The 17761-nt window shown below is 40.4% G+C and carries 19 protein-coding genes; 10 read left to right on the top strand and 9 right to left on the bottom strand.

Going from position 1 to position 17761, the window contains the following annotated elements:
• Nucleotides 1-104: 104 nt before the first annotated feature.
• Nucleotides 105-461, bottom strand: a complete 357-nt coding sequence (locus QMF37_RS00255; protein WP_058384189.1) for a helix-turn-helix domain-containing protein — start codon at nucleotides 459-461, stop codon at nucleotides 105-107.
• A gap of 409 nt (nucleotides 462-870) precedes the next feature.
• Between QMF37_RS00255 and QMF37_RS00250 the strand changes: the two genes are divergently transcribed.
• Entirely contained in the window at nucleotides 871-2367 is a 1497-nt protein-coding gene (locus QMF37_RS00250) for a peptide MFS transporter (protein WP_283475868.1), read from the top strand.
• Between the two features lie 253 nt (nucleotides 2368-2620).
• On the opposite strand, the gene QMF37_RS00245 is transcribed toward QMF37_RS00250, so the two are convergent.
• The gene (locus QMF37_RS00245) at nucleotides 2621-3262 is read right to left on the bottom strand and encodes a pentapeptide repeat-containing protein (RefSeq protein WP_058384187.1); all 642 of its coding nucleotides are present in this window, start codon (nucleotides 3260-3262) and stop codon (nucleotides 2621-2623) included.
• A 70-nt stretch (nucleotides 3263-3332) separates the two neighbouring features.
• Entirely contained in the window at nucleotides 3333-4022 is a 690-nt protein-coding gene (locus tag QMF37_RS00240; RefSeq protein ID WP_071152699.1) for a universal stress protein, read from the bottom strand.
• A gap of 312 nt (nucleotides 4023-4334) precedes the next feature.
• Here QMF37_RS00240 and QMF37_RS00235 point away from each other — a divergent pair, with 312 nt between their 5' ends.
• The 8 genes from QMF37_RS00235 (at nucleotide 4335) to QMF37_RS00200 (ending at nucleotide 11522) form a co-directional block, all read left to right on the top strand.
• On the top strand, nucleotides 4335-6737 hold the full coding sequence (locus QMF37_RS00235) for a Na+/H+ antiporter subunit A (protein ID WP_283475864.1): 2403 nt from the start codon (nucleotides 4335-4337) through the stop codon (nucleotides 6735-6737).
• Nucleotides 6724-7146, top strand: coding sequence for a Na(+)/H(+) antiporter subunit B (locus QMF37_RS00230; protein WP_058384184.1), 423 nt, complete (start codon nucleotides 6724-6726; stop codon nucleotides 7144-7146). The genes QMF37_RS00235 and QMF37_RS00230 overlap by 14 nt, the downstream gene beginning before the upstream one ends.
• 3 nt (nucleotides 7147-7149) lie before the next feature.
• Entirely contained in the window at nucleotides 7150-7488 is a 339-nt protein-coding gene (locus tag QMF37_RS00225; RefSeq protein ID WP_058384183.1) for a Na(+)/H(+) antiporter subunit C, read from the top strand.
• Entirely contained in the window at nucleotides 7481-8965 is a 1485-nt protein-coding gene (locus QMF37_RS00220; RefSeq protein ID WP_078080752.1) for a Na+/H+ antiporter subunit D, read from the top strand. The genes QMF37_RS00225 and QMF37_RS00220 overlap by 8 nt, the downstream gene beginning before the upstream one ends.
• Before the next feature lie 31 nt (nucleotides 8966-8996).
• The gene (locus QMF37_RS00215; RefSeq protein ID WP_283475859.1) at nucleotides 8997-9482 is read left to right on the top strand and encodes a Na+/H+ antiporter subunit E; all 486 of its coding nucleotides are present in this window, start codon (nucleotides 8997-8999) and stop codon (nucleotides 9480-9482) included.
• Nucleotides 9479-9763, top strand: coding sequence for a Na(+)/H(+) antiporter subunit F1 (locus tag QMF37_RS00210; RefSeq protein WP_071152702.1), 285 nt, complete (start codon nucleotides 9479-9481; stop codon nucleotides 9761-9763). The genes QMF37_RS00215 and QMF37_RS00210 overlap by 4 nt, the downstream gene beginning before the upstream one ends.
• Nucleotides 9741-10091: a Na+/H+ antiporter subunit G gene (locus tag QMF37_RS00205; RefSeq protein WP_058384179.1), complete on the top strand. Its 351-nt coding sequence runs from the start codon at nucleotides 9741-9743 to the stop codon at nucleotides 10089-10091. The genes QMF37_RS00210 and QMF37_RS00205 overlap by 23 nt, the downstream gene beginning before the upstream one ends.
• Before the next feature lie 243 nt (nucleotides 10092-10334).
• Nucleotides 10335-11522, top strand: coding sequence for a CDP-glycerol glycerophosphotransferase family protein (locus QMF37_RS00200; protein WP_283475857.1), 1188 nt, complete (start codon nucleotides 10335-10337; stop codon nucleotides 11520-11522).
• A gap of 192 nt (nucleotides 11523-11714) precedes the next feature.
• Here QMF37_RS00200 and QMF37_RS00195 read toward each other — a convergent pair whose 3' ends face one another.
• Nucleotides 11715-12470 (bottom strand): exodeoxyribonuclease III, encoded by a 756-nt coding sequence (locus QMF37_RS00195; protein ID WP_078080754.1) that lies wholly within the window; start codon nucleotides 12468-12470, stop codon nucleotides 11715-11717.
• A gap of 242 nt (nucleotides 12471-12712) precedes the next feature.
• On the opposite strand from QMF37_RS00195, the gene QMF37_RS00190 reads away from it, so the two are divergent.
• Complete coding sequence (locus QMF37_RS00190) at nucleotides 12713-13990, top strand: MFS transporter (RefSeq protein ID WP_058384176.1); 1278 nt, start codon at nucleotides 12713-12715, stop codon at nucleotides 13988-13990.
• Nucleotides 13991-14061: 71 nt separating this feature from the next.
• Here QMF37_RS00190 and QMF37_RS00185 read toward each other — a convergent pair whose 3' ends face one another.
• The 5 genes from QMF37_RS00185 to thiM form a co-directional block, all read right to left on the bottom strand.
• Entirely contained in the window at nucleotides 14062-14922 is an 861-nt protein-coding gene (locus QMF37_RS00185; protein ID WP_071152703.1) for a YkuS family protein, read from the bottom strand.
• A gap of 88 nt (nucleotides 14923-15010) precedes the next feature.
• Nucleotides 15011-15499, bottom strand: coding sequence for an energy coupling factor transporter S component ThiW (gene thiW / locus QMF37_RS00180; RefSeq protein ID WP_071152704.1), 489 nt, complete (start codon nucleotides 15497-15499; stop codon nucleotides 15011-15013).
• The gene (thiE, locus tag QMF37_RS00175; RefSeq protein ID WP_071152705.1) at nucleotides 15496-16149 is read right to left on the bottom strand and encodes a thiamine phosphate synthase; all 654 of its coding nucleotides are present in this window, start codon (nucleotides 16147-16149) and stop codon (nucleotides 15496-15498) included. Before thiE ends, thiW begins: the two co-directional genes overlap by 4 nt.
• Nucleotides 16133-16978, bottom strand: a complete 846-nt coding sequence (thiD, locus tag QMF37_RS00170; protein ID WP_283475848.1) for a bifunctional hydroxymethylpyrimidine kinase/phosphomethylpyrimidine kinase — start codon at nucleotides 16976-16978, stop codon at nucleotides 16133-16135. Before thiD ends, thiE begins: the two co-directional genes overlap by 17 nt.
• Nucleotides 16975-17760 carry a hydroxyethylthiazole kinase gene (thiM, locus tag QMF37_RS00165; protein WP_283475846.1) on the bottom strand — a complete coding sequence of 262 codons (786 nt, stop codon included), beginning with the start codon at nucleotides 17758-17760 and terminating at the stop codon, nucleotides 16975-16977. Before thiM ends, thiD begins: the two co-directional genes overlap by 4 nt.
• Nucleotide 17761 lies beyond the last annotated feature (1 nt).

The raw sequence follows: 17761 nt of genomic DNA, 5'->3' as shown, positions 1-17761 counted from the left end.
ACCTTTTTCTGTGACAGAATCTTAAGAAGAAATGGGAGGCACACGCAAAAAAAATGCCCACTCCAATTTAAAAGGAGCGGACATTTTATTAACTCATCAAGCAATCAAGAAGTCGCGGCTCCATAACTGCCCATACGCCGTTTAACTTGAATGAATGATGCAGCCTCAGCAATCTCAGTTTGGTTTAGTGGCTGGTCATCTAGCATTAAATTGTAGTCATTTAAGAAACTAGTATTTTGAAGATCAACATTGATAGTCCGTTCGTCGCGATCCAACAAACTGTCGACCGAAATCTCAAAATAATCAGCAAGTCTTTCAAGATGTACTACAGAGACTTGTTTTTTCCCACTTTCATAAGCCCAAACCGTACTTTTTGCAAAGCCGATTGCTTCTGCCAATTCTTCAGTAGATAGTCCTTTAGCTTCTCTTAAGTCCTTGATTCGTTTACTTAATTGTTTCATTATATACTCCTGCTCCCTAAATAATATTCTAACTATTTTAAATATACTGCACCTTGCGCTTTTTCACAATCTTTTTTGGATAATTCTTTAAAAAAATGTGAATAATTAGTGAACACCAACTACAAGTACCTAATTGTAGTAATTAATTAGTTTTTTATACCCACTAATTTTACCATATTAAAAAGGATTTCAAATAGCAGGTAAATAGACTCTTTTGAGAAAAAATTCTTTGAGTTGCAAATTACCTTAAAATAAATTTTGAATTTAATAACTATTCTAAAAAAACTTTTTTTATTTTCCTCTTACTTTATTCAAGAAAAAGAACTTTTATATACTAAAGAAAAATAAATTTTGATTTTTTCAACTAAAAAAAGTATTATGTTAGAATAAACAATTGGAGGTTAGTATGATGTCTGAAAAGTATTCAAGGCAAGAAATTGTTGAAAGTGTTCCTCAAAAAGGCTTTTTTGGTCATTCCAAAGGACTATTTACGTTATTCTTCACAGAGTTCTGGGAACGGTTCTCCTACTATGGGATGAGAGCTATTCTAGTTTTTTATATGTACTACGAAATGTCCGCAGGTGGTCTTGGTCTAGATAAAACAACTGCACTATCCATCATGTCTGTATATGGATCACTTGTTTATATGTCTGGAATTATCGGCGGCTGGTTAGCCGATCGAATATTTGGTACGTCGAGAGCTGTATTTTATGGTGGCGTTCTCATCATGCTCGGACACATTGCTTTAGCGATCCCTGGAAACCTTGCTTTATTCTTCGTTTCTATGGTGCTTATTGTTCTAGGTACGGGTCTTTTGAAACCAAACGTATCCAGTGTTGTAGGTGAAATTTACGCTGAAAACGATGACCGCCGCGATGCAGGCTTTAGTATTTTCTATATGGGGATCAATATGGGTGGGTTTCTTGCCCCGCTAATCGTTGGTACTGTCGGCATGCAAATCAGCTTCCATCTAGGTTTCAGTCTTGCAGCTGTAGGCATGTTCTTAGGTTTGGTAATATTTTTAGCTACTAAAAAGAAAAATCTTGGTTTGGCAGGAACTGTTGTACCAAATCCTTTGTTGCCATCGGAACGTAAGAGAACGATTAAAATTTTTACGATTGCTACGTTAGTTATTGCAGCAGTTGTTGCTATCGGTATTCCAACTGGATTACTAACTTTTGACAGCTTCGTTGCGATTGTTGGTATTTTAGGTATTTTGATTCCGACCGTTTATTTCACAGTTATGTACCGCAGTAAAAAAACAACCGATGTGGAACGTTCACATCTACTGGCTTATATTCCATTGTTTATCGCCTCAGTCATGTTCTGGGCGATTCAAGAACAAGGTTCAACGATTCTTGCTGCGTATGCAGATACTCGTACGGACCTTGAATTTGCAGGAATCACTATTTCTCCTGCCTGGTTTCAGTCTTTAAATCCATTATTCATCATTATGCTGGCCCCGGTCTTCGCTTGGCTATGGGTTAAACTTGGAAGCAAACAACCATCTATTCCACAGAAATTTTCACTCGGCCTGTTGTTTGCTGGATTATCATTCTTGGTAATCTTATTACCTGCTTATTTTGGTGGCGCTTCAGCACTAGTCAACCCACTTTGGTTGGTTCTAAGTTATTTCATCGTCGTACTTGGCGAACTTTGCCTGTCTCCAGTAGGACTATCGGCAACAACCAAATTAGCACCTGCCGCTTTCTCAGCGCAAACGATGAGTCTGTGGTTCCTTTCAAATGCTGCCGCTCAAGCAATCAATGCGCAGTTAGTTAAGTTCTATACAGTAGAAAATGAAATGATGTACTTTGGAATCATCGGGGGAGCTTCCATCGCCCTCAGTATCCTATTGTTCATTTTCGCACCACGCATTCAAGGATTTATGAAAGGCGTCCGTTAATCTCTCGAAAAGCGGAAGCAGCCATGAAGCTCCGATAGTCAGAGTGACTTCTAGATCCTTAGAAAAGCGGAAATGGCTTATAATAAAAACATGAGGCTGTCCATAAGCCCCTAACATAAAACAGACGGAGAAAAAGAAAATCTTTTTCTCCGTCTGTTTTTTTGAATCCCGGCTGACAAAAGGGGCTGCATTCAAAGTCATTGTTCATGACCTTTTGAATGCAGCCCCTTATTTTCTTATTTCTTCTATAAGCTTACCTATTTTCGACAACCAATCCCATTTGTCGTGCAAAGGCGATGGCTTGATCGGGTGATACTTTACAACCCCGCAATTTTTCAATCGATACTTGGATGCTTTCAAAAGTATTGGTACTCAGGTCGATTCCCTTTAAACTCGTTTCTGTAAAATTAATATCGTTCATATCGCACATACTGAATTCACTGCTCTTTAATTCCATCTCATAAAAGTCTGCAAAACGCAGAGAAGAAGAAACAAAACTCACTGTATTGCATAGAGAAAAACCGAAAGTTGCATAATTCATCACACACTCATCAAAAAGAGTATGACGAATTCCGGCTTCCGCAAAATTCGTGCCGAGCAATTTAGAATTACGGAATTCAGTTCGGTGAAAAACCGCACGACTCATATCCATATTCGACAAATCACAATTCAAAAAAACAACATCAACAAATTCTGAACGCGGCCAAACCGTTTCAAGAAAATGAACATTTTCAAAAACGACCCGATCGATATGAAGAGCTTCTTCTGTACTAAAATCAATGGTCTCCTGTGAAATTCGGCAATTGCTTATGTACTGATCATCTAAAGCTTCAACAAAAGAACACGTTTCTAATTCCTTTGGAAGAATGGGTGCTAATCTTTTAGTCTTCTTCATGATTTACTGATTCTCCTTTTAACTAAACAAAAGACTACTCCAGTGGCGAAGCAGCCTTTTGTTAGTGGATTTATTTTCTTATCAATTCTTTATCTAAGCACTTGTCAATAACTTCAGGCAAATCGATCCGATCTTCTGTTACTTCTACCTGATACAATTTATTATCATGCATAAACTTAAAGACCCCGTTATCAAAATCGGTACCGATTTCTTTAAAGAAAATCCCTTCAAGCTGACAGTTTTTTGATTGTGTAAAGTTAATTTTATAGCTGTTCTCGTCTTTTACCAAGTAACAGCGAACCCCTTTTTCAAACTCGTCACCTTCGACGCCTTTTACTGTGCGTGCCAATGAAACGACATGCAAATCTACAAACGGAATTTCGCGCAGTAGCATGTTAAGGAACGAACCTTTAGTAATTTCTTCCCATCTGCTTTTAGCAGTCTGTCCCATAACAATTTGCGTAATATTGAATTTATGAGCCACTTCCGCAATCACTTTTGCAGAGGGGCGTTTTTCATTATCACGAACAATAAATTCTTCAGCTTCGTACTCTTCGGCAAGCTCTTTCCATCTTTCAATATAAGATGCTTTCTGAGCGTCAAATTCATCAACGGACGCTGCATCTACCGTTAGAATATACAAGGGACAATCTAGCATGGTAGCCAGTTTATTTCCTCTATTGATTAATCGCTCTCCATTCGGTCCGTAAAAAACGCACACCAGAATGCTTTCATCCATTCGTCCTCTGATTTTTTTCATTTATGTTCACCCCCCTGAAAATATCATTCCTATCCTGACATTCAAAACTATGAAATTATACTTCTTCTGTTGTAGAAAATCAAGAGGTTATGGCCACTTTTAAACTTTCTATCCCTATAGATTTTCAGCATTTTTCAATTCAGCATTGGCTAGCAAATGAAAAGTCTGTAGACTTCCTGTATAATTTACAATGATTGTGTTGCGTACTTCAATCTTCTTACTAAAAAAGCAAACTTTTTTCCTTTATATATACCCGCTCAATGGCTTTTCCATACACAATTGCTCGTCTATTCTACTACAGGAGGTTCTGCTGTGCATCTATTGATTTTAGCTATCTTCATTCCTTTTATTGCTACTGCTCTGATTCCACTCATACATAAACGAATAGGCTCGTTGCATATTGGCTGGCTCGTGCTACTCGTCCCACTCACTTTGTTTGTTGTGTTCGTCATCCAAATTCCCGCTGTTGCAAATGGTGAAACTTTCATCCAGACAGTCGATTGGATTCCTTCATTAGGCATTAACTTTACCGCTTATCTTGATGGCCTCAGCTTGATCATGGCTTTATTGATTACCGGTATGGGAAGCCTTGTCGTTCTTTACTCCATCTATTATTTATCATCATCCGACTCGTTCCCTCATTTTTACGCTTATCTGTTGCTATTTATGGGCGCTATGCTCGGTGTCGTCCTATCTGATAACCTTCTTGTTCTGTACATCTTCTGGGAATTAACCAGTATTTCTTCTTTCTTGCTGATTGCTTTTTGGTATCATCGCAAAAATTCCCGTTATGGTGCTCAAAAGTCATTGTTAATTACCGTCTTCGGTGGTTTCGGAATGCTTGCTGGATTTTTAATGTTGCATTCGATGACTGGTACTTTCAGCATCAGGGAAACTATTGCTGTCATCGGCCAGTATACAGATTATGCCCTGTTTTATCCAGCTATGTTCCTAGTGCTGCTCGGAGCATTTACAAAATCGGCACAGTTCCCCTTCCATATTTGGTTGCCTGATGCGATGGAAGCACCAACACCCGTCAGCGCTTATCTTCATTCAGCGACGATGGTGAAAGCCGGACTTTATTTGGTTGCTCGTTTTATACCGATTTTCGGCGGCACTGCTGCCTGGTTTTGGACGGTGACCATCATTGGACTTGTCACCTTGTTCTGGGGAGCCTTCTGCGCTGTGCGGCAAACAGATTTGAAGGCGTTGCTTGCCTATTCCACAATCAGTCAACTCGGCTTGATCATGAGTCTATTCGGCCTCGGTTCAGCGGCTTTGCATTTTGGTGATGGTGAGCGAGGTGCTTTGTACGGCTTAGCTATTTTTGCCGCCTTATTCCATATGGTCAACCATTCCACATTTAAAGGTGCGCTTTTTATGGTCGTCGGCATTATCGATCACCAAGTTGGAACTCGTGATATACGGCGATTAGGTGGCCTTTCGGCATTTTTGCCTATCACGTTTACATTCGCTGTTATTGGTAGCTTTTCGATGGCTGGACTGCCGTTCCTTAACGGATTTTTGAGTAAAGAGATGTTTTTCACAGCGACAGTTGATGCGGTCAGTCTCCCCGCTTTTGGTGTTTCTACATGGGGGTTGCTGATTCCAATAATTGCTTGGATCGCTTCTGTCTTTACTTTTATCTATAGCATGATTTTCGTGTTTCGCACTTTTTTCGGAACACCACAATTAAAGAAGTTGGATCGCAAGCCGATAGAGCCATCAATTGGCATGCTCATTTCTCCAGCTATTCTCTGCATATTGATTGTGAGTCTGTTTTTCGTCCCTAATCTGCTCGGTGACTATTTACTGAAACCTGCGATGAGTGGCATTATTCCTGGAATTTCAGGAGCGGCTCCGCAAATTTCAGCATGGCACGGTTTTAATACGGAATTATTTATGACACTGGGGATTATAGTAGTCGGCACTTTTCTTTTCCTTACTTTCCGCAGTTGGCATAAGATTTACTCGCTTCAGCCAGCAGGATGGAATTTTACTGGACTGTACAATTTTTTTCTAAAGGATTTGAAACGCGTAGCCAATTGGCTGACTACGCGTTACATGACAGGTCATCTGCCTACTTATTTTGCCTATATCTTTGTTTTTTTCATCGTAACTTCTGGGGGGGCCTTGATTTTTACTGGTGCGTTATCAATTGATCTGACAGCGGACTCGCCCATTAGTTTTTATGAAGGCATGCTAGTTGTGGTGATGGCCATCGCGGCCATCGCTATCCTATTTGTAAAATCTCGCCTTACAGCCATCTTGCTAAATGGTGTGCTGGGCTTTTCCATCGCTATTTTCTTTGTGTTGTTCCGAGCACCCGATTTGGCATTGACTCAATTGGTTATTGAAACCGTAACTACCGCCTTATTTCTTCTCTGCTTTCACTTTTTACCTGAATGGACAAAAGAAGATTCTCCAAAATGGATTAAAGTTCGGAATGCGATGATTGCCATCGGAGCCGGTATCACAGTTACGTTGATTGGCCTAACAGTTAATAGCGGCACATTATTTGAAAGCATTTCTGGTTATTTTGAAAATTCCTATGAACTGACAGGAGGAGACAACATCGTCAATGCGATTCTGGGTGATTTCCGCGCTTTCGATACAATGCTTGAATCACTGGTCTTGTTTATTGCCGGACTCGGTGTCTATACATTAATCCGTTTAAAGCTTAGAAAGGAGGCGGACAAAGATGAACATCAATGATGTGATTTTAAAAACCGTCTCAAAAGCTGTTGTTTTAATCATTTTGACTTTTGGCATCTATCTGTTTGTATCCGGACATAACCAGCCGGGCGGTGGATTTATTGGTGGATTGGTTATTGCTTCGGCTTTTGTCTTAATGTTTCTATCCTACGACTCGGAAACCGTCAGTGAAGCATTGCCCATCGATTTTAAGAAACTTTCTGCACTCGGTGTATTGTTGGCCATGATGAGCGGTGTAGCTCCTATGTTTTTTGGTGGCGCATTTCTGAGCCAAAGCTTCGGCTACTTTGATTTACCGATCTTTGGGAAAACTGAGCTTGCCACTGTCACCATATTTGAAGCTGGCATCGCATTAACCGTTATTGGCGTTGTCGTGAATATTATTCTAAGTATAAGTGAGGATGAGTAGCCTGTGGAATCATTGATCATTATTTTGGTCGGCGTCCTTACCACGGTCGCCATCTACCTCGTATTATCAAAAAACGTAGTACGTGTCATATTAGGAACGGCCATTCTGTCTCATGCTGTTCATCTGCTGATTTTGTCGATGGGCGGCTTAAAGCTGGGTACGGTTCCGTTGCTCGGTGAAGAAGCTAAATCCTACGTGGATGCACTGCCTCAGGCATTAATCCTAACAGCCATTGTCATCAGCTTTGCTGTTACCGCATTTATCCTAGTGCTAGCCTACCGGGCTTATCAAGAGCTGGGTACCGACAATTTAGGAACAATGAGAGGTTCTGATGATGAATAACATCTTAGTTCTTCCCATGTTACTCCCGATTATTGTTGGTGTATTATTGATTTTCCTCCGGACCTACGGACGTATCCAGGCCTGGATCAGCATTGCAGCTATGATCATGACTGCAGGAATTTCTTTCTATCTATTACATACGGTACAGACCGATGGAATTTTCCGGTTGGATTTTGGCGGCTGGGAACCGCCCTTCGGCATTTTATTCGTTGCGGACTCCTTTTCTATTCTGCTGGTGCTGACTTCTAGCATTGTGACAGCTATCTGCTTAAGCTATGCATTAATTTCCACTAGCAAAGAATTACAGACCATGTATTTTTATCCGACCGTGCTATTTCTGATAGCAGGGGTCAATGGCTCATTCTTGACTGGTGATTTATTTAATTTGTTTGTCTGTTTTGAAGTAATGCTATTGTCTTCTTATGTACTACTGACTTTAGGGAATTCCAAACGTCAATTACGAGAAGCTGTAAAATATGTCTCTATTAATATCGTCTCTTCCTGGTTTTTCCTTGTCGCTTTAGCTTTTCTCTATGGAACGCTCGGCACGTTGAATATGGCACATATAGCTGAACGAGTTGCAGAAGTTGGTCAAACACCGCTTCTGACAACCATCAGCATCGTCTTTCTAATTGTTTTCAGTTTAAAGGCCGGTTTGCTTTTGTACTTCTGGCTTCCAGGGTCTTACAGTTCGCCACCTGTTGTTACTTCCGCCCTTTTCGGAGCACTACTAACGAAGGTTGGTATTTATGCCCTGTTCCGTATCTTTTCATTGATTTTTTACCATCAGCCAGAAATCACACATACTATCATCGGCATTATGGCTGCGTTGACTTTAATCGGCGGTAGCTTAGGTGCAATCGCCTTTAACGATATCCGCAGCATTGCAGCTTATAACGTTGTCATTGCCGTAGGGTTCATGCTTGTCGGTTTGGCAATCGCCACACCCGAAGCAATTGAAGGAGCTATCTACTATATAATTCATGATATGGTTGCCAAAGCATTGTTGTTTCTACTTGTTGGTACGATGATTACGCTGAGCGGCACCTCGAAAATGGCAGGAATGAGTGGACTCATGAAGAACTATCCGCTACTTGGTTGGTCTTTCTTTATTACAATGCTATCGCTTGCCGGAATTCCTCCCTTCAGCGGTTTTATCGGCAAAGTTCTGATTTCGAGTGCAGCAATCGATAGCGGTTCCTATGTACTGTTAACCCTGGCACTGTTATCGAGTATTTTTGTTCTTTACTCATTGCTTCGCATTTTTAAAAACTGTTTTTGGGGGGAGACAATCGTCAGTAAAGAAGAACAGCTGCCACTGCGTAGAGGTGTCTTGTTGCCTTGTCTGGTGCTTGTATTCCTAACTATCGGCATTGGCTTAGGCACTGAAGGTCTGTCAGTTTATGTCACAGAAGCTGCTGAAACATTACTGGATCCCGGTATTTATATCAATGCAGTATTAGGCATCCATCAGTAAATCCATTCTCGATTGAAAGGAGTGAATCCAAGTGCCAGCTCAGTTTCTATTAAATATCACCATTGCCTTGCTATGGACATTATTAATGGATGAAGATGCTTTTTATATCACAACTTTTCTTTGCGGTTATTTGATTGGCATCGGCATTCTTTTTCTGATGCACCGTTTTTTTGGAACTAAGTTTTACTTGCTGCGCGTTTACTCTACCATCAAATTGCTGCTGATTTTTGTTTCGGAACTTTTCCAATCGAGCCTGCTGATTATGAAACAAATTTTAAGTCCAAAGCTGAATATAAAACCTGGCATCTTCACTTATGAACATAGTATGGAAGGCGATTACGAATTGACCACACTGGCCCTTCTGCTAACCTTGACTCCTGGTTCTGTCGTTATGGAAGTCTCGCCAAATGGTAAAATTTTTTATATTCATGCGATGGATGTAGAAAGTTCACGTGAGGCCGTACTAAAGTCCATCAAGGCTTTTGAAAAAGCAATTATGGAGGTGACAAGAAATTGATAGACACATTATTAACCATTGCTCTTTCCCTTTTCATCCTAGCGATCATTCTGGCACTTTACCGAATCATCCGTGGACCTTCCATGCCTGATCGTGTTGTCGCACTAGATATGATCGGTGTCAATTTGATTTCGGGAGTGGCTGTTTTTTCTGTGGTTCTTCACACGCATGCTTTTCTAGAAGTTATCTTGATTGTTGGAATTTTAGCATTCATCAGCACTCTTGCCTTGGCACGTTTTGTTGAAAGGGGCGATATTGTTGAGCATAAACACAATCGCTGAATATTTCGGAGTTGTTCTAATTCTAATCGGTAGTATCATGGCTGTAATCAGCGCCATTGGAATTCTTCGGTTGCCCGATGTCTACACGCGTTCACATGCTGCTACGAAAAGCTCTACACTCGCTGTTTTGTTATCGTTATCTGGAACCTTTATCTATTTCTGGGCATCTGAAAACTTTATCAGCGTCAGGCTCCTATTAGGTATAACCTTTGTTTTTTTAACGGCGCCGGTTTCGGGACATCTGATTACACGAGCTGCATACCGATCAAATGTTAAATTGGCTGACTCCTCTACTGAAGATGCATTAGAAGAATTATTTAAGAAGTAAAAAAAGTGGTGTGGCGTCTTCTGCTATCCCACTTTTTTACTCCTAAAGCGCTTAGTAACGTTATTTCGTCAATATGGAGTTGCACATCTACAATCGACATCTTCTTCTTGAATCGCTGTCTTTGGCTATCGTTCTCGGCAGTTCCCCCTTTTAAATCCATTTTTTCGCTAACTGGCAATAGACAAAGACTGTGATATGTGGAAAACTAAAGTAATGACAACTAGTAGAAAGCAGGGCTTTTAGATGAGTATAGAATTAAAAGAAAAAGGGAGATGGGATCCTTTAAAGGTATTTTTTAAAGTTTCAATTGCCTATACTCTTTCCTTTTTTGTAAAAAACAAAGACGGAAAGAAAATTGCTTTAGTCGGTGGAAATCTTGGAGAAAAATACGAAGACAATGCCGCAATTTATCATAACTATTTGTTGAGTAACCATAAAGAACAAGTAACGGCTTATTGGATGTACGATCCGAAAACTACCTATGCTAAAAACGAGAATATTGAAAATGCTGTTCCGCTTGGTAGTTTCAAAAACTATTTGCTGTTTTTTCAAGCTGATTATACATTCCATGGACATTCTCTTCTTTACGATATTGTTCCAGCAGCTGATAAATTTCTTTTTCTCAACCGGAAAACGATCATCACTCACATTAGCCATGGCATAGAAGGATTCAAGAAGATTTTGATTCAAAAAGAAGATATTCCTTTATTAAAAAGAACAGATTATTTCAATTGCGCTTCCCAATATGAATACAACTTGAAGCTAAATGAATGGGAAATGCCTGAACAGAAACTAATTATAACTGGCTTTCCTCGCTTTGATCGGTACCCCCAAAATCAGCCACCCAAAGAAGTCAAAAACATTTTAATGATGATGACTTGGCGTGAATGGCTTTTTGATTTGACTAAAGAACAATTTATTGACAGCGCTTATTTTAAAAACACAACCGGCTTATTGGAGCACAAAGGTATTCAAAAGCTTCTCGCCGATCACCATCTTCATTTAAATATTGCGTTGCATCCTTTCATGAAAAAATTTGAAAGTTACTTTACCAACTTAACAAATGCTGAAAACGGCATTACATTTATCGACTCTAGTCGAGAAACAATCGCTTATTCGATTGATCATAATGACATGTTATTGACTGATATCACCAGCGTGTCATGGGACTTTCTGTATTTAAATAAACCTATTATATTCTTCATGTTTGATCAAGAAGAATATTTAGATAAAAGAGGATCTTATTTAAATATGGATACAGATCTTAGTGGATATAAAGCAAATTCAATCGATCATGTTTATGAATACTTGAAAAAAATCATCGAAGAAAAAATTACTTGGAACGAGTGGTACCCAAAAGCTACAGATTATATTGATTATTTCGACCAAGATAATTGCAAGCGTCTGACAAAGCGTGTTATGAAGCTTTAATAGTTCCACGTGAAACTTATAGATATCCTATACATTTCTTAAAATTAAAATGGCAGAGAAAAATCAATCATTTTCTCTGCCATTTTTTCTTTTTATGCAGTTTCAACATACCGATCAAGTCGAGGAAGTGCGAAAGAATATTCCGTTATCGTTGCACAAACTTTGTAGAAAGCCATTTTCGATTAACGCTTTTTATAGTTTTATCTGCAATTCTACCGGACAATGATCTGATCCCCATATGTCTGCATGTATTTTTGCGCTTGTAAGTTGAGGTACGAGCTTTTGAGAGGCGAGAAAGTAATCAATTCTCCAGCCAACGTTCTTTTCACGACAATTAGAGCGGTACGACCACCACGAGTAAAAGTCAGTTTCTTCCGGATGAAAATGGCGGAATGTATCCACAAATCCACTTGATAAAAACTGCGTCATTTTGCCACGTTCTTCAGGGGTAAACCCTGAATTTTTCTTATTCGCTTTCGGATTTTTCAAATCAATTTCTTCGTGTGCCACATTTAAATCTCCACATAAAATAACCGGTTTTTGGTTATCCAACGCTTTTACAAATGATAAAATAGCCTCTTCCCACAACAACCGATAAGCTAAGCGAAGCAATCCGTGCTGAGAATTTGGGGTATATACCGTCATAACATAATGGCTATCAAACTCTAATGTAATCATTCGTCCTTCCGTGTCGTGTTCTTCTACACCTAAACCATATTGAATCGATAACGGCTTTTGCTTCGTAAAAATAGCGGTACCTGAATAGCCTTTCTTATGGGCATAATTCCAATATGTATAATAGCCGGGAAGGTCCATTTCTATTTGCCCTTCCTGCAATTTGATTTCTTGTAGGCAAAATACATCTGCATCCACTTGAGTAAAAAAATCCATAAAGCCTTTTTTCATAACAGCGCGAAGGCCGTTAACATTCCACGAAATTAATTTCAATGATGCCCCTTCTTTCTTAACCCTCCCTTAGTTTAAAGGAAGCATAGATTAGACTCAACCAATCACTTATAACACTTCATTCATGTAAAATTTCTGTATTTTTTAAAACATTCTGCATTATTCAGAAGGAACTTCTTGTACAATAAAGTTATCTTGTAAAGTAACATGCTACGTGCCCGAAATGCAGTCTCTTGAATATAAAAATATCGATTCCGCATCTCAAAGACAAAGGAGGAAAGAACATGAAAAAATTTTCGAAAGAGGAGAAAAGCTGGGCATTGTATGATTGGGGAAGTTCTGCTTATACCCTAATTATCACGACAGCTGTATTCCCTATTTACTATAAAGCCTCTGCCACTGAAGCCGGTGTTAGCTTAGCCAATTCAACTGCTTATTTAGGTTATACCATTGCTATTTTTACCTTTATTTTAGCGATGATTGGTCCCATATTGGGTACTATTGCGGATTACGAAGGATTGAAAAAACGATTTTTCGTCGGCTTTTTCATATTAGGAACTGCGTCAACTGCATTGCTGGCTTTCGTACCCAGTGAAAATTGGTTACTCATGTTGATTTGCTATGTCTTCGCCGCTCTTGGTGCGACAGGTGCTAATTTGTTTTACGATGCATTTATTGTAGACATCACGACAGAAAAACGAATGAACAGCGTCTCCGCATTTGGATACGGACTCGGATATATCGGCTCGACCATTCCATTTATATTATCGATTGCTATTATTATACTCGCTCAAAATGGTCTGTTACCCATTTCTGTAACCATCGCTAGCCGTATCGCTTTTATGATCACCGCCATTTGGTGGATTGCTTTTTCAATCCCCATGTTTCGCCATGTTAAGCAACTGCATTATATTAAACGAGAACCGCGTCTAGTTCGCCAAAGTTTTAAACGGTTAGGAAAAACGCTCCGGGAAATTCGGCAATACCGAGCATTGGTCTTGTTTTTAATCGCTTATTTCTTTTATATTGATGGTGTTGGAACCATTATTGCGTTGTCGACTGCATACGGCACTGATTTGGGATTAAATTCATCGAGCTTATTGATTGTCTTACTGGTTACACAAATAGTCGCTGCGCCATTCGCCATTCTCTACGGTCGTTTGGCTAATCGATTTACCGGAAAAAAAATGCTTTACGTAGGAATTTGTGTTTATATCGTTATTTGTATCTATGCTTATTTTCTGGAAACCATTACGGATTTTTGGATTTTGGCTATGCTGGTAGCAACAAGCCAAGGGGGCATTCAAGCATTGAGTCGTTCTTATTTCGGGAAACTCGTCCCTAAAGAAAATTCCAATGAGTTTTTTGGTTTTTACAATATCTTTGGGAAGTTTGCCGCAATCCTTGGTCCTTTGCTTGTAGCTATTACTTCTCAAGTGACAGGCAAATCCAATATGGGTGTGTTCAGTCTGGTTATCTTATTCGTCATCGGACTGATCGTATTGTCTCGTGTACCTGAACCAACATCGCATGACTCTGTAGACGAAGTATCCGAGGTCTAAAGTGACTAAACGACAACAAATTGAAATCAAAAAAGGTGCCTTCCAACTGAGTTGGGGGCACCTTTTTATCATTATTTTTTGTTAGGGTTGTCTGCTTTAACTGTTACGTTGCCAGCATTGTCTTTTTTGATCGTTGCATCTTTCAAATCGACCACTTCGGTGCCGCCTGTTTCTTTGTCGGCTTCTTTATTAGCTTTTTTGATTTCTTTTTCTACTGCTTTTTCAGCTTTCTCGTGTTCTTTCTCAGCTTTCTCTTGCTCTTTTTCTTCTTTTTTCATTACTTTTTCTTGCTCTTTCACTTCTTTTTCAATAGCTTTTTCTTGTTTTTCAACTTCTTTTTCTTCTTGTTTTTCTACACGTTTTGCCTTGAGTTCGTCAGCTTTGTCTTTCGCTTTTTCGGTATAATCGCTTGCTTTATCTTTAGCAGTTTCTGTATAATCACTTGCTTTTTCTTTTAGTTGGTTTACTTTGTCCTTCACTTGATCTACTGCGCCGCCTGAACCTTCAGCGTTGTCTTCTTTTAAAGCCGTTGCTTTTTCTTTAACGATTTCTTGAAGTTCTTTGCCGCTCTTTGGTGCGAATAACAATCCAGCTGCGGCTCCAATAACTACACCAGTTGCTGCGCCAGCTAAGAAGCCGCCACCGCCACCGCTTTCTTTTCGTTCAGCTTCAGTTGGTTGCGGCTCTTGAATTTTCCCACCGCGCACAAGACGTTCTTCTACTTCTTCCACGATTTCATATAATGTACGGCCTTTAGCTTCGACAAGTGACACGCTCATGTGATAGTCAGCTAAATCTGCTTGGTCTCTCACAACAATAACGTCGTAATCAGTAGAATCTACTTTGTCTTCAAGCATGTCTGCCTGATACCCCTTTTTCTCTAACGCTTCACGTACCGATGTAAATGGATGCTCGACTGCAATTTTCACCATATTCTGTCCACTCCCTTTTTCTAAATGTCTATATCTTTCATTTTCCCTTATTTACGAAGTTATAAACACATTTAGAAAGCTCAATGATTTACTGCCAGGCTTTTGGAGTCTGAGCCTTCATGAGACGCGTTGCCAATACAACACCTAACACGGCACCAGACAAACTGGAAATAAAAAAAGGTGGCATAAAAAATAAAGCGCCAAATTCAGTGCCAAGGAAAAGCTGTGCATAAGGAACCGCTACTAGTGAAGCAATGAGTCCAGTGCCTACTACTTCTCCTAGAGCAGCTAGCCAAATCTTACCGAACTTGGCATACATAATGCCGGCTAGGCAAGCTCCAATCATTCCACCAGGAAAAGCCAATAACGAGCCGGTTCCCGTTAGTACTCGAATGACTCCGGTCATAAAGGCAATCAATACAGCCGGACCTGGTCCCAAGAGAACTGCTGCAATCACATTGACCGCGTGCTGAATTGGATAGGCTCGAGCAATTCCTGCCGGAAAATAAACAAAAGCAGAACCTGCCACTCCAATCGCCACAAACATCGCCATAACGACCATTTTTTTCGTTGTCATGTTCTATGCTCTTCTTTGCAGGACGCTTGTAACAGTTGAATGCGTTCTGCAATATCCGCTGCTTCTGTGATTGCGGTTATAACGGCAATTCCTGAAACGCCTGCTTGCCAAACTTGATGGGCATTTTTAGCAGTAATGCCGCCGATGCCAACAATCGGTAAGTTAGGCAATTCATTTTTAACTGCTAAAATTTCTTTGACGCCAGCCGGTTTTTTGGCATCTGCTTTTGAAACTGTTCCAAAAATCGGACCCATTCCAACGTAATCTGCTCCCTCTATACTAGCAATTTTAGCTTCTTCTACAGAATGAACAGAAACGCCTAAAATTTTGTCGGCTCCGATCAGTTGACGAACTTTTTGCGTCGCTGCATCATCTTGACCGATATGAACACCATCTGCTCCAATACTACATGCCAGCTCGACTTGATCATTGATAATAAACGGCACGCTGTACTCACGACACATTCGCTGGCAATGTAACGCAAATTCAAGTAGTGCTGAACCCGTCAATGCACCATCACCTTTTTCTCGCAATTGGAAATGGTTGATGCCGCCTCTTAATGCTAACTCGACTACTTGCAAAGGGTCTCGAACTCCTGAGTTTTTTGAACCCATAATAAAATAGATGGATGATTTAGTAGAAAACTTCAATTTTATGTGCCTCCCTCTTTTCTACTATCCTAGCTTTATATGCCGCATGGTTTGTGGGTCCATAACCTTGTCCAATATTCAGTGGTTCACTAAGAGCCGCTTGAATAAATTGTTTGGCCGTAAAAATAGCGTCTTTTAGTTGCTGACCTTTTGCTAGCTCTGCTGTCACAGCCGCTGCAAACGTACAGCCAGTACCATGCGTTTGTTTTGTTGAAATCCGAGCTGCTCGGTACACGAACGATTCCCCATTTGCCTGCAAAAAATAGTCTTCTGCATAGTCTCTATCCATTGCATGGCCACCTTTAATAACGACGGATTTCGCACCTAGTGACAAAATTTTTTCAGCTGCATGTTGACGACTACTAACATCTGTAATGGGGATGCCCGTCAAAGCTTCTGCTTCTGGAATGTTTGGGGTAACGAGTAATGCCAGTGGCAATAAATGCGTTTTCACTGCATCTACTGCTTCTTGCTGCAATAAATCCGCGCCCCCTTTAGCAATCATGACGGGATCCACAACGACATTTTTCCAGTCGAACTTGTGAATTGCGGTTGCCACTTCCTTAATAATTTCGGAATTGAATAACATACCTGTTTTTAAAGCCGTTAGTTCAAAATCGCTAGCTACCGCTTTTAATTGCATGTGTACGGCTTGTGCCGACATTGGGTAGATAGCGGAAACACCCATCGTATTTTGAGCAGTTACGGCCGTAATAACAGAGGTGCCATAGACATCCAGCTCTTGAAACGTTTTCAAGTCTGCTTGAATGCCTGCCCCTCCTCCAGAGTCGGATCCAGCAATCGTTAAAGTTTGCGGTGTTTTTGTCATAGCACTCTCTCCTGTAAATAAATTTGTTCGGCGACTTCGCCGTCCGTTAAACTGGCTAGTCTATTCATGAAAGTAAGTTGAAAATCTCCAGGGAGACTCACGCTTTGACTAGCTAGTTCACCAGCAATCGCAAAATAGCGCAAAATAGCGCTCACTGTTTCTAACGGATTTTCAGAATCAACAGCAAGACCTGCAGCGACAACGCTACTCAGTAAGCAGCCTGTTCCTGTAATCGAAGCCATAATCGGACTTCCAAAAGGAATTTCATCAACACAGTCTCCGTCTGTCACACAATCTATTTTGCCCGTGACCGCTACAATCAAGCCCAACTGTTTCGCAGTAGACATAGCAAGCTCTTTAACGTCTAGAAGCCCCTCTCCGGCATCAACACCTTTAGACTGCCACTCTTTACCCGCTACAGCTGCGAGCTCTCCTGCATTGCAGCGAAGAACGCTGACGTCAACTGTCTCTAAAATTTCTCGAACAGCATGGAGTCGGAAGTTACTTGCTCCTGCTCCAACAGGATCTAAAACAACCGGGATGCCCAATTGGTTTGCCTTTTTTCCAGCGATTAGCATACTTTTCAGCGACTCCGCGTGTAAAGTTCCAATGTTTAATGACACTGCCTGTGCTAATTCAACGAGTTCCTCTACTTCTTCAGGCGCTTCTCCCATTATTGGAGAAGCGCCTATTGCCAATAGACCATTCGCTTGAAAATTCGATACTACGTGGTTTGTGATGCAATGAACCAACGGATTTTTTTGTTTTATTTGTTGAAACATG

This window comes from Planococcus sp. S3-L1 (assembly GCF_030063085.1).
Classification (GTDB): domain Bacteria; phylum Bacillota; class Bacilli; order Bacillales_A; family Planococcaceae; genus Planococcus; species Planococcus kocurii.
This window is presented reverse-complemented; position numbering and strand designations above follow the sequence as displayed.

What these genes read in the sequence shown, in the direction of transcription:
- QMF37_RS00255 (WP_058384189.1), bottom strand. Translation starts at nt 461, where the DNA reads ATGAAACAATTAAGTAAACGAATCAAGGACTTAAGAGAAGCTAAAGGA.
- QMF37_RS00250 (WP_283475868.1), top strand. Translation starts at nt 871, where the DNA reads ATGTCTGAAAAGTATTCAAGGCAAGAAATTGTTGAAAGTGTTCCTCAA.
- QMF37_RS00245 (WP_058384187.1), bottom strand. Translation starts at nt 3,262, where the DNA reads ATGAAGAAGACTAAAAGATTAGCACCCATTCTTCCAAAGGAATTAGAA.
- QMF37_RS00240 (WP_071152699.1), bottom strand. Translation starts at nt 4,022, where the DNA reads ATGAAAAAAATCAGAGGACGAATGGATGAAAGCATTCTGGTGTGCGTT.
- QMF37_RS00230 (WP_058384184.1), top strand. Translation starts at nt 6,724, where the DNA reads ATGAACATCAATGATGTGATTTTAAAAACCGTCTCAAAAGCTGTTGTT.
- QMF37_RS00220 (WP_078080752.1), top strand. Translation starts at nt 7,481, where the DNA reads ATGAATAACATCTTAGTTCTTCCCATGTTACTCCCGATTATTGTTGGT.
- QMF37_RS00200 (WP_283475857.1), top strand. Translation starts at nt 10,335, where the DNA reads ATGAGTATAGAATTAAAAGAAAAAGGGAGATGGGATCCTTTAAAGGTA.
- QMF37_RS00190 (WP_058384176.1), top strand. Translation starts at nt 12,713, where the DNA reads ATGAAAAAATTTTCGAAAGAGGAGAAAAGCTGGGCATTGTATGATTGG.
- QMF37_RS00185 (WP_071152703.1), bottom strand. Translation starts at nt 14,922, where the DNA reads ATGGTGAAAATTGCAGTCGAGCATCCATTTACATCGGTACGTGAAGCG.
- thiW (WP_071152704.1), bottom strand. Translation starts at nt 15,499, where the DNA reads ATGACAACGAAAAAAATGGTCGTTATGGCGATGTTTGTGGCGATTGGA.
- thiD (WP_283475848.1), bottom strand. Translation starts at nt 16,978, where the DNA reads ATGACAAAAACACCGCAAACTTTAACGATTGCTGGATCCGACTCTGGA.
- thiM (WP_283475846.1), bottom strand. Translation starts at nt 17,760, where the DNA reads ATGTTTCAACAAATAAAACAAAAAAATCCGTTGGTTCATTGCATCACA.